8 protein-coding genes are annotated in these 11,612 nt (G+C 67.9%); 1 reads left to right on the top strand and 7 read right to left on the bottom strand.

The features are described from left to right. The first annotated feature begins 47 nt into the window (after window positions 1-47). Window positions 48-2,174 carry a glycoside hydrolase family 36 protein gene (locus ACI7YT_RS02975; protein ID WP_406248982.1) on the top strand — a complete coding sequence of 709 codons (2,127 nt, stop codon included), beginning with the start codon at window positions 48-50 and terminating at the stop codon, window positions 2,172-2,174. A gap of 51 nt (window positions 2,175-2,225) precedes the next feature. On the opposite strand, the gene ACI7YT_RS02970 is transcribed toward ACI7YT_RS02975, so the two are convergent. From ACI7YT_RS02970 to ACI7YT_RS02940, 7 genes are all read right to left on the bottom strand, one after another. Next, entirely contained in the window at window positions 2,226-3,116 is an 891-nt protein-coding gene (locus ACI7YT_RS02970) for an ABC transporter ATP-binding protein (protein WP_406248980.1), read from the bottom strand. Beyond that, a complete protein-coding gene (locus tag ACI7YT_RS02965) occupies window positions 3,113-4,000 on the bottom strand; it encodes an ABC transporter ATP-binding protein (protein WP_406248979.1) in 888 nt (295 codons plus the stop codon). The genes ACI7YT_RS02970 and ACI7YT_RS02965 overlap by 4 nt, the downstream gene beginning before the upstream one ends. Then, entirely contained in the window at window positions 3,997-5,001 is a 1,005-nt protein-coding gene (locus ACI7YT_RS02960) for an ABC transporter permease (RefSeq protein ID WP_406248977.1), read from the bottom strand. The genes ACI7YT_RS02965 and ACI7YT_RS02960 overlap by 4 nt, the downstream gene beginning before the upstream one ends. 5 nt (window positions 5,002-5,006) lie before the next feature. Then, entirely contained in the window at window positions 5,007-5,996 is a 990-nt protein-coding gene (locus ACI7YT_RS02955; RefSeq protein ID WP_406248976.1) for an ABC transporter permease, read from the bottom strand. 43 nt (window positions 5,997-6,039) lie between these two features. After that, window positions 6,040-7,743 carry an ABC transporter substrate-binding protein gene (locus ACI7YT_RS02950; RefSeq protein WP_406248974.1) on the bottom strand — a complete coding sequence of 568 codons (1,704 nt, stop codon included), beginning with the start codon at window positions 7,741-7,743 and terminating at the stop codon, window positions 6,040-6,042. Window positions 7,744-7,970: 227 nt separating this feature from the next. Next, entirely contained in the window at window positions 7,971-10,424 is a 2,454-nt protein-coding gene (locus tag ACI7YT_RS02945) for a glycoside hydrolase family 2 protein (RefSeq protein ID WP_406248973.1), read from the bottom strand. Between the two features lie 116 nt (window positions 10,425-10,540). Next, complete coding sequence (locus ACI7YT_RS02940) at window positions 10,541-11,587, bottom strand: hypothetical protein (protein WP_406248971.1); 1,047 nt, start codon at window positions 11,585-11,587, stop codon at window positions 10,541-10,543. Between the last annotated feature and the right edge of the window lie 25 nt (window positions 11,588-11,612).

The raw sequence follows: 11,612 nt of genomic DNA, 5'->3' as shown, positions 1-11,612 counted from the left end.
TCTTGAAAGGATCTCATCACATCCGCCGCGAAGGAGCGCCGATTTCCATGACAACGGACCACCGCAGCATCCTCTGGGAGACCCCAGGCCTCTCCGTGCGCTTCGCCACCCCCGAGGACGGCCCCGTGTCGGTGCTCGCCATGCGCCCCGCAGGGTCACCAGCGCCGGACCCCGTCCTTCCAGACGGTCACGGCGAGCAGCCGCTCGTCGAGCTCTCCGCCTTCGGCCACGGTCGGTTCCCCGGAAGCTACCGCCACGTGGACACCATCATCGGCCGCGAGCTCCGCTTCGCATCCGAGACGCGCACCGAGCACGACGGCCGGCACGAGCTGCGCATCACCCAGGTCGACGCCGAACGCGGCATCCGCGTGACCAGCGTCTTCGAGGCCCACGGGTCGACGGCCGCCCTGCGCACCTGGACCGAGGTCACGGTCGCCGGCGACCTCGTGATCGATGCCGTCTCGAGCTTCGCGACCGGCTCCTTCCTCGCCGACGCGCGCGCGGAATCCGTCGACGCCCTGGTCCTCGCACACGCCGACAACGACTGGATCGCGGAGAGCCGGTGGCGGGTGGAACCGCTCCGCGCCGCCGGCCTCGTGGACGTCCTCCGGGAGGCGCATCACCACCAGCCGCCGCGCACCCGCATCGCGCTCGGGAACCGCGGCTCGTGGTCCAGCGGCGAAAAGGTCCCCGTCGCCGCAGTGGCCGCCGCAGATGCCGGATACGCACTGGCCTGGCAGATCGAGCACAACGGCCCGTGGCTGGCGGAACTCGGGGAGAACGGCCACGGCGCCTACCTGCTGCTGTCCGGCCCCACCGACCAGGAGCACCAGTGGAGCGTGCGGCTGCGCGACGGCGACACGTTCACCTCGATCCCCGTGTCGCTCGCGGTCGCGCTGGGCGATGCGACGGATGCCTTGCGCGCACTCACCGACCACCGCCGCGCGATCCGGCAGCCCCGCGCGGCTGACGATGCACTTCCGGTCGTGTTCAACGACTACATGAACACCCTCATGGGCGACCCGACCACCGAGCGGCTGCTCCCGCTCGTCGATGCCGCCGCAGCGGCGGGCGCCGACTACTTCTGCATCGACGCGGGCTGGTATGCCGACGGGCACTGGTGGGACGGCGTGGGAGCCTGGGAGCCGTCGACGGTCCGCTTCCCCGGCGGCATCGCCGAGGTGACGGCGCACATCCGCTCGCGCGGCATGACACCTGGGCTGTGGCTGGAGCCAGAGGTCATCGGCGTGCGCTCCCCGCTGGCCGAGACGCTGCCGGACGACGCGTTCTTCCAGCGCCGCGGGGTGCGCATCGCCGAGCATGGTCGGCACCTCCTCGATCTGCGCCACCCCGCCGCCCGTGCGCACCTGGATGCCGTGGTCGACCGCCTCGTGGACGACTACGGCATCGGCTTCCTCAAGATGGACGAGAACACCATGACCGGACCGGGGAGCGACCTCGGCGGACTCGCGCCCGGCCACGGGCACCTCCAGCACGCCAGGGCTCTGCTGGACTGGATCGACGCCGTCCAGGAGCGCCACCCGGACCTCATCATCGAGAACTGCTCCTCCGGTGCGATGCGGATGGACTACGCGCTGCTGTCGCGCCTGCACATGCAGTCGACCTCGGACCAGCAGGATCCCGTCGCGTACGCGTCGATCGCCGCGGCCGCCCCGGCGGCCATCCTGCCGGAGCAGGCCGGCAACTGGGCCTATCCGCAGACCGGGATGAGCGCGGAGGCGCGCACTTTCGCCCTCGTGAACGGCGTGCTCGGCCGCATGTACCTATCCGGATACCTCAACAGGATGACGCCCGTCGAGGTCGACGCCGTGCGCGCCGCCGTGGCCGCGCAGAAGACGATTCTCACCGACATCCGCGACCGCCACCCCGTCTGGCCGCTCGGCCTGCCCGCGTGGGAGGCCGGCTGGGTCTCCCTCGGCCTGCACGACGCCACGGCCGCGCAGGCCTACGTCTCGGTGTGGCGTCGCGCCGGCGACGCCACGGCATCCCTGCAACTGCCCTGGGCTCGCGGGCGAGAACTCGAGGTGACCCCGTTCTTCCCGGCGGATGCCGCCGGCTGGACCTGGACATGGGATGCCGAGGTCGGTGTCCTCGAGACGACTGCGCCGACAGCGGAGCCGAGCGCCCGCACGTTCGACGTGCGGGCGCTGTAACGCGGGGACGGACGGGGAGGGCGGCTCCCGAGAGCAGCCATCCCCGTCCGGTCAGCTCACGCCTGCCGGCGCCCGCGCACCCTCCCACTCACCGGTGAAGTGGTTGTAGCACGACGAGTTGTCCAGCTTCGAGCGATCGGGCGCCTTCTCGCCGCTCACGATCTTGCCGATGCGCTCCGGGTCGGGGGCGGCCATCGCGAGCAGCCTTGTGTAATCGTGGTGCGGGTCGAGGATCACGGCATCGGCCGGCCCTCGTTCGACGACGCGGCCCTTGTAGAGCACGAGGATCTCGTCCGAGAAGTGCCGCGCGGTCGCGAGGTCGTGCGTGATGTAGAGCACCGCCAGGTCGTCTTCGCGCTGCAGCCGGCCGAGCAGGTTCAGCACGCCGAGTCGGATCGAGACATCCAGCATCGACACCGGTTCGTCGGCCAGCACGACCTGCGCCCCCGGTGCGAGCGCCCGCGCGATCGCGACGCGCTGACGCTGGCCTCCGGAGAGCTCGTGCGGTCGCCGTTGCGCGAACGACTCGTCCAGGTTCACCCGCTCCAGCATCTCGATGACGCGCTCGTAGGTCTCGTGCGCCCCGCGCGTGCGCTTGTGGATCCGCAGGGGCCGCGCGATGTGGTGCTCGATCGAGTGGAACGGGTTGAGGGACGCGAACGGATCCTGGAAGACCATCTGCACGTGGCTGCGGTACTCGCGCCCCGATACGGCACGGCCGTCCGCCTGTGTGACCTCGATGCTCCCGGAGGTGGGCCGCTCGAGCTTGGACAGGATGCGGGCGATGGTCGACTTGCCCGATCCTGATTCCCCGACCAGCGCGACCGTCCGGCCGGGGACGAGGTCGAACGAGACACCGTCGACGGCACGGAACCGCTGATGGCGCAGCCCCTTGCGGATGCTGAACTCCTTGACCAGGTCGGTGACCTTCACATCGGTCATGCGGGCGTCTCCTCGGTGTCGGCACCGGCATCGACGTCGATGCCGGTGCGGATGAACGATCCCCTCGAGCCGCTCAGACTCGGGAACGAGCCCAGGAGCTTCCTGGTGTACTCGTGGTGCGGATCCCGGTACATCTCGTCGGCGGAACGCAGCTCGACGATCTCCCCCTGGAGCATCACCGCGATGCGGTCGCTGATCTCCAGCAGCAGCGGCAGGTCGTGGGTGATGAAGATCACGGCGAAGCCGAGCTCGTCGCGAAGACGCACGATCTCACGGAGGATGTCGCGCTGCACGACCACGTCAAGCGCCGTGGTCGGCTCGTCCATGATCATGATCTGCGGTTCGAGGATCATCGCCATCGCGATCATGACGCGCTGGCGCATACCGCCGGACAGCTCGTGCGGATACGAGGTCAGACGGGCCGGATCCACGCCGACGCGGGAGAGCACATCCGCCGCACGTGCGCGCCGCTCAGCGCGCGACAGCTGCGGACGATGGGCCTGCAGGACATCCTCCAGCTGCACGCGGATGCTGGTGACGGGGTTGAGCGCGTTCATCGCGCCCTGGAACACCATGGACAGCTCCGACCAGCGGAACGCCCGCAGTTTCTCCTCGCCGAGTTCGAGCAGATCGACGTCGCCCGCGCGGCCGTGGAAGACGATGCTGCCCGTCGTGATCCGCGCCGGCGGCTTGTGCAGCCGGTTGATCGCGTACGCGAGCGTCGTCTTGCCGCATCCGGATTCGCCGGCGAGGCCGAGGATCTCCCCAGCGGAGAGGTCGAACGACGCGTTGCGCACCGCGGTGACGGGGGTGTCGACCTCGTAGACCACTGTGAGATCGGAGACGGACAGCACCGGACGACGCTCTTCGATGACGGCACTCACGAGGCACGCTCCTTCATGCGCGATGCGCGGCGTTCACGACGCTCGGCGCGCGCGTGCACGCGCACGTTCTTGAGCTTGGGGTTGATGATCTCGTCGATGGAGAAGTTCACCAGCGACAGGCCCATGCCGAACAGGGCGATGATGAGCCCCGGCGGGATGAACCACCACCAGGCTCCGAGCGGCAGGGCGAAGCCGTTCTGCGCGTAGAACAGCATCGTGCCCAGGGTCGAGGCGTTCGACGCCCCGAGCCCGAGGAACGACAGTCCGGCCTCGCCGAGGATCGCGGCGATCACCGCGAAGACGAACTGGGATGCCAGCACGGGCAGCAGGTTCGGCAGGATCTCGACGACGATGACGCGCCACGCGCGTTCTCCGGCGACGCGGTTGGCGGCGACGTAGTCACGGCTGCGGATGGACAGCGTCTGCGCCCGCAGCACCCTGGCCGATCCGGCCCAGCTCGTGATCGCGAGGACCACGGCGATCGTCCAGAGCCCGCGCGCCTCGGCTGGCACGAATCCTGAGATGACGATGACGAGCGGAAGGCCGGGGATCACGAGGAAGACGTTCGACAGCAGCGAGAACGCCTCGTCGGCGAAGCCGCCGATGTAGGCACCCAGGATGCCGAAGAACGCTGACAGCACCGTAGCGAGGACGCCGACGATGATGCCGATCTCGAGCGAGCCACGGGTGGCGTATGCGAGCTGTGCGAAGACGTCCTGGCCGGTCTGGGTGGTTCCCATCAGGTGCTCGGCTGAGGGCGGGGTCAGGCCGATGTTGCTGATGGCAGCCGGGTCGCCGACGAACATCGGTCCGATCAGTCCGAACAGGGCGATGGCGCCGATGAGGATGAGCCCTGTGGCAAGCCACGGGGTCATCGTCGGCAGCATCTGCCGCAGTGCCGAACGCGATCGCCGGCGTGCGCCGTCGCGCTGCTGGCGGGTGATGATGAGCTCGGTGCCGTCGGCGACCGAGGTCTCCGTTTCCGGTGCGATGTTGGTCATGGCGATCAGCTCCGTGCCCGCGTGCGGGGATCGATGAGGCCGTAGAAGAGGTCGACGATGAAGTTCGCTCCGAGCACCGCCAGCGTGATGAACAGGAACAGGCCCTGCATGAGCGCGTAATCGTTGTTGGTCACCGCGGAGAGCAGCTTCGATCCGATGCCCGGGTAGGAGAACACCTGCTCGGTCACGACCGACCCGGACACGACGAAGCCGAGCGAGATGGCGAAGCCGGCGATCGAGGGGAGCACGGCGTTGCGCGCCGCGTATCCGCGCAAGATGGTTCCGTTCGCCAGTCCCTTCGCGTGCGCGGTGAGGATGTAGTCCTCGGACAACGTCGAGACCATCATGTTGCGCATCCCGAGCAGCCAGCCGCCCAGCGAGGCGATGACGATCGTCAGCGCGGGGAGGAACCCGTAGTAGAGGGCGGACTGGATGAACTCCCAGTTCCACCCGGGGTCGAGGATCACGTCGTAGCCGCCCTGCGAGGGGAACCAGCCCAGCTGCGTGGAAAGGAAGTAGACGAGGATCAGCGCCAGCCAGAAGTACGGCACCGCGGCCAGCAGAGTCGTCGCAGGCACCAGCGAATCCAGCCAGGTGCCCGGCTTCCATCCGACGAGCGCGCCGAGTGTGATGCCGATGATGAACGACAGCACCGTCGCGACCCCGATGAGCATGATGGTCCAGGGCAGTGAGGTCGCGATCACCTCCGACACCGGTGCCGGGAAGTAGGTCACGGACACTCCGAGGTCGCCCTTGAAGACGTTCACGAGGTAGTTCCAGTACTGCGCGATCAGGGGTTGCGAAGAGTCACCCCCGAGGAGGAGTTCGTAGGCCTGTCTGGTCTCGGCCGACACCTGGCCACCGCGCTGCTGGAGCTTGGCGAGCAGGATGTCGACCGGGTTGCCAGGCAGCAGCCGCGGAATCAGGAAGTTGAGCGTCAGCGCCGCCCAGAGGGCGACGATGTAGAAGCCCACCTTTCTCAGGTAATAGTTCACCGATCCGCGCCTTCCGTCTGTGCGAACTCCTCCTCGGTCACGGTCACTCGCCCGTGGGCTTCAGCGCCTTGAAGATCTGGGCGTTGTCCGGAGACGCCCAGATCGCCGGGAAGGCGTACAGGTCTTCCAGCGTCGGCCACCCCGTGAACTTCGCCGCGTTGAACTCGCTCGTGGTTCCGCCCGTGAGGATCGGGATGTACGGCATCTCCTCGACGATCGCCGCCTGGATGATGTCGAACTGCGCCTGACGTGCAGCGGTGTCCTCCGGGCTCGTGCGCTTGAGCACCGCGAGCGCCTCGTCGACCGCCGGGTCGCTGAACCGCGACACGTTCACCGGAGCGGTCTCGCCGACCTTCGCGGTGTTCGCGGTGGAGAAGTTGTTGTTGTAGAGGTAGTACGGATCGCTGGCGGCACCCTGTCCGAGCGAATCGATCGCGAGCTGGTAGTTGCCCTTGGTCTTCTTGTCGGTCCACTCGTTCCACGACGACTGCGCCGCGGTGACGTCGATGCCGGCGGCCTTCAGCTGCTGCGCCATCGTGTCGATCGCCGTGATGTAGTCGGTCCAGCCGGTGACGACCTCGATCGTGAGCTTGAGCGGCTCGCCGTCCTTGGCGTAGATGCCGTCGGAGTTTTTCGCGTAGCCCGCGCCGGTGAGCAGTTCGTCGACCTTGTCGAGATCCGGCTCGCTCGGCACCGTCGGCTCCTCGACCGCGGCGGAGATGTACCCCTCCTGCGCGGGGAGAAGCGCAAAGGTCGGGGACATGTCGCTCGCGGTGTCCTGGAAGGCGAGCGAGTTCACCTGCGGTCGGTCGATCGCGTAGTAGATGGCCTTGCGCACGGCGGGATCGGTCTGCGGACCCGTGCAGCCGAGGTCGGCGTTCGAGCAGGTCAGCAGCGCCATCTGGTTCATGCCGATCGTGATCGCCTCGTACCCGGGGTAGTTCTTCGAGACGTTCTCGATGTCGGGCACCGGCCCGGTCTGCCAGTCGATCGTTCCGGCCGCGAGCGCGTCCACACCGGCGGTGTTGCCGGACAGGGACAGGTAGCGGATGTTCTCGACCGCCGGCGCACCATCCCAGTAGTCCTCGTTCGCGGTGAGGGTGAAGGCCTGCGCCTTGAAGTTGTCCAGCACGTACGGACCGGTGCCCACGGGCTCGGCCAGCACGTCGGCCACGGGGTCGACGTCCTGCCAGATGTGCTCCGGCACCATGAAGGTCTTGCCCAGGATCTCGGGGCCGGTCACGAACGCCGGCTCCGGGAACGCGATGCTCACGTGCGTGTCATCGATCTTGGTGACGTCGCCCGTGAACCCGCCGGTATTGATCGCGGGTGTGTCCTTGATGAGCTGGAAGGTGAAGACGACATCGTCGGCGGTGAACGGCTCGCCGTCGGACCAGGTGACGCCCTCGCGCAGCGTGATGTCCAGCTGGGTGCCATCCGCGTTCCATGTGTACTCGGTACCCAGCAGCGGCGTGAAGTCCTCCGTGTTGACGTTCGTGACGAAGAACAGCGATTCGTAGATGGTGCCGAGGCCGCCGATCTTGGTCGGAGAGTACGGATTGAAGTTGATCTGGTAGTCGCCGGCCTGACCGGTGAAGCCGACCAGCGTGTTGGCGTCGCCGGAGGAGCCGTTCGCACCGGCGGCATCGCCGGCCGGGCTGCAACCGGTCAGTGCCAACCCGAGCGCAACCGCCCCGGCACCGAGAGCGAGCGTCGCGCGGCGTGCGCGCTGTGAGCCAAGAAGCATCGATGATCCTTTCCTCACGCCACGGCATCGTGACCGTCGGCGTCGACGAGCCCTGCGCAGTTGCAGGGGCGGAAGGTCAGCCTTCCGCCTGGTCATTGTTACGCAGTGAAACGAACTCTGTCAAGGATCTTTGTCCACAAATGAAACTAAGTGTCGATTCGTGACGCCGGAACGCACGAGTGCGCCCCGCGACCGAGGTCACGGGGCGCACTCGGGATCGACAGCCCTCAGCCCTGCAGGTCTCCCGCATGACGCAGTACGAGCGGCCCGAGGAAGACATCCGCCTCGACATCCGCCGGCGCACCGGTGACGACGAACTCATGGCTCTCACCGGCCAGCAGCGTCACGAGTCCGCTGTCGACGGCGGCATCCACGTGACCGCGGTCGGCCAGGATGAACACGTCACGGGCATACGATCGCGCCGTGATCCGCACGCGGACGTCATCGCCGGCACGGATCGCCTCCGAAGTGAAGGCATCCTTCTCCAGCCGCTGCTCGACCACCTCGGCGAAGTCATGGATGCCGCGCGCGAAGCCCACCGCATCCACCACCAGCACCTCGCCGCTCGCATCCTGCGGAGTGCTCAGTTCCTCCGGGATCGCGAGCGTCTGCACGCCGCGAGCCGACAGCTCCGCGGCGATCGAGGTCTCGGCCAGGACCGTGCCGTCGAAGGCCTGGCGGCGCACCACGACCTGCCCCGTCCACGTCTCCGCGTAATCGTTCAGCAGCACAGCCGCCAGCCCGCTGTCGCGCGGCTGGACGGTGACGAAGCGCGGCTCGTAGACCGCCTTGATGGCGTACCAGAGGGGCTTGCGGCGCTCCTCGAAGTCGACGGCAGCCCACGAGATGACCGGCCAGTCGTCGTTGAGCTGCCACACGATCGAGCCGGTGTTGTACGGCGCGAGCGAGCGGAAGTGCGAGATGCCGAACCGCACCGCCGCAGCCTGATTCAGCTGCGTCGCCCAGTGCCAGTCGTCGATCGTCGCCGGCTTCGGTAGGTGCGGTAGATATCCCCGCTCGAGCTTGAGATTGCCCTCGTGCGCCTTCTGGTGCACGAGCATCTGCTCACCGTACGGCTCGAGCGGACTGTCGTGCACGGCGTCCACGAGCGTGGTCCATGCCGGTGGCCCCTGGAAGCCGAACTCGGCGACGAAACGCGGCTTCCACTCGGCGTACGCGGTGTAGTCCTTCTGATTCCACACGTCCCAGATATGCACGGTTCCGTGGGTGTCCAGGTTGGGGCTCACGTACGACGAGAAGGAGTAGGGGCTGCCGGCCGAGTAGAAGCGGGTCGGATCGAGTTCGGCGATCAGTCGGGGGAACAACCGGCGGTAGTAGCCCTCGCCCCACGTCTTGCCCTCCAGACGCGGACGCCATCCCCAGTCCGTGTATCCGACGATGTTCTCGTTGTTGCCGTTCCAGATCGCCAGCGACGCGTGCCCGGAGAGGCGGGTGATGGCTTCGCGGGCCTCGGCTTCGACCTCGACGGCCAGCCACTCCTCCTCCGCATAGGCGGCGCACGCGAACAGGAAGTCCTGCTGCACCAGTACGCCCTGCTCGTCGCAGATCTCGTAGAAGTCGTCGGCCTCGTAGATCCCGCCGCCCCAGACGCGGAGCAGGTTCATGTTCGCCTCCGTGGCATCCGCGATGCGACGCGCATAGCGATCGCGGTCGACCTCGGTGGTGAACGCGTGGTCGGGGATCCAGTTGGCTCCTCTGATCTGCACGAGCTGATCGTTCACATGCACGGCGTACGGGCTGCCGTGCTCATCCGGGGCGATGTCGACCCGGATCGTGCGGAAGCCGACGCGCCCCGTCCAGACCTCCGTCGTCGAAGGGTCGCCCGCCCTCGCACGGACGATGACGTCGTACAGGGGCTGGGCACCGTGGCTGCGCGGCCACCACAGCTGCACGTCCGGCACGTCGACGCGCACGGACGCCGCGGACTCGCGGTCGGCGAGTTCGACCGTGGCCACCCGCCCGTCGACCTCGACCTCGATCGTGAGCGGTCCGGCTTTGAGGGCATCCGCGCGCTCGATGTCGACGTGCGTGTTCAGGATGCCGGTGGCGCCGTCGACATCGACCAGCGGGCGCACGGAGGCGATCCGCAGCGTCGACCAGCTCTCGATGCGGATCGGCTTCCAGATCCCGGATGCCGCGACATCGATCCCCCAGTCCCACCCGAAGCTGCTGGCCATCTTGCGGAGTGCGTTGTACGCGTGGTGGTTGGTGTGCGGGCGCGGACCGTGCTGCTCGGACCGCGCGAGGGCCGCCGGGACCGGAGCGGTGAAGTCGATGCGCAGCTCGTTGCGTCCGGCGACCAGCGCGGCCCCGATGTCGAATCGGTAGGAGCGGTGCTGATTCTGGGTGCGGCCGATCTCGACGCCGTTCAGCGTCAGCGTCGCGATCGTGTCGAGCCCCTCGGCTACCAGGTCACGGCGCTCGGTGCCGTCCTCGACCCAGTCGAAGCTCGTCTGGAACGACCAGTCGACATCGCCGATCCACTGCTGCCCTGTTTCGTTGGCACCGTCGAAGGGCTCCGCGATGAGACCCGCACGATGCAGGTCGAGGTGCACGGAACCGGGAACACGAGCCGGCACGGCGACTCCGGCGATCCCCTCGGGCGCCGGTCCTGCGACGGCGGTGACGGTCCAGTTCTCGGACAGTTCGATGACGGCCATACGGCTCCTTCGCCTTGAGGCACCCACCAGTCAGGTGCGTTACTTAGTTACACAATCTAACAAAGCAAGGACGCGAGCGAAACCCCGACGCGACTGACGTGGGCTGCAGGCGGGGCTCACCAGGCCGCCGCGACCTCCGTGTGCGTCCGGAGGAGCCCCTCCGTCGACCCAGCGGGAGCCCGCCCGATCCCGCACTCGGTGGCGACACCGAACGTCGGCGCGTATCGGGATGCCGCAGCGATCCGCCGCTCAGCCCCCTCCGTGCCGTCCTCCCGATGCACGAGTCCGATGTACAGCTCCTCCACCGGTTCCAAAGACGCGAGCGCCGCGAAGTACGCCTCATCATCGCGCTCGATCGGCACCGGAAGGTGAAGCCAGGTCAGCGATCGTGACGCCGCAGCCATCACGGCGTTCGCGTAGCGCACCAGGTTCCCGGCATCCGTCGGCTCGACGAAGTGCTTCTCCCCCGCGTCGCCGTAGCAGAGGTGCACGCCGACCTCGGCATCCGTCGGCACCGCATCGATCAGCGAGGCGAGCCGGGCGACCAGACCGTCGAACGGATCACCGGGCCACCAGGCCTCCATGACCTTGCCGTAGCCGGCCGCCCGCTCGATGATCCCCATCTCACTGGCGACGTCCCACTGCACGGCGAGGTCCTCGTGCGGGATCGCTTCGGCGATGCGCGCCAGCTCGTGCAGCATCGCCTCCGTGTAGACGGGCTCGATCGCCGCGCGATCCTCGCCTGCGAAGAACGACGAGACGACGGCGACGGGTGTCGGCAGCGACACCTGGAAGCGCACGCCCGAAGGCACGACTCCCTCCTCACGCAGGCGTGCGAAGATCGCGTAGGACTCGATCGCAGCCTCCGCGTAGCCGAGCGGCGGCATTTCGATCGCGGCAGCATCCACGCCGTCGGCGATGCGCAACGGGCGCGCGTCCAGCCCGGCGGGGAACGGGATCGGCTGATCGCCGACACGATCGATGCCCGGGGCCTGCCCGAGCACGTCGGGCTGGAACATGATCCAGTGGAATCGCTTGCCGACCTCGCCGTCGGGGATCCGCTTGAGCCGGTCGCCGAGCATCTCCGCGGCCACGCGCATCGTCTTCTCGGCATCGTCGAAATTCACACTGCCCACGAGAAGGGCACCCTGCGGCATCGTCATGCATCCAGGCTATCCGCGCGTTATG

The organism is Microbacterium sp. M, from assembly GCF_045181065.1.
Lineage (GTDB): Bacteria > Actinomycetota > Actinomycetes > Actinomycetales > Microbacteriaceae > Microbacterium.
Note: the sequence above shows the minus strand (reverse complement) of the source record. Positions and strands in the feature narration are given on the sequence as shown.

Coding starts and splice junctions, on each gene's coding strand:
- ACI7YT_RS02975 (WP_406248982.1), top strand. CDS start 48: ATGACAACGGACCACCGCAGCATCCTCTGGGAGACCCCAGGCCTCTCC.
- ACI7YT_RS02970 (WP_406248980.1), bottom strand. CDS start 3,116: ATGACCGATGTGAAGGTCACCGACCTGGTCAAGGAGTTCAGCATCCGC.
- ACI7YT_RS02960 (WP_406248977.1), bottom strand. CDS start 5,001: ATGACCAACATCGCACCGGAAACGGAGACCTCGGTCGCCGACGGCACC.
- ACI7YT_RS02950 (WP_406248974.1), bottom strand. CDS start 7,743: ATGCTTCTTGGCTCACAGCGCGCACGCCGCGCGACGCTCGCTCTCGGT.
- ACI7YT_RS02945 (WP_406248973.1), bottom strand. CDS start 10,424: ATGGCCGTCATCGAACTGTCCGAGAACTGGACCGTCACCGCCGTCGCA.
- ACI7YT_RS02940 (WP_406248971.1), bottom strand. CDS start 11,587: ATGACGATGCCGCAGGGTGCCCTTCTCGTGGGCAGTGTGAATTTCGAC.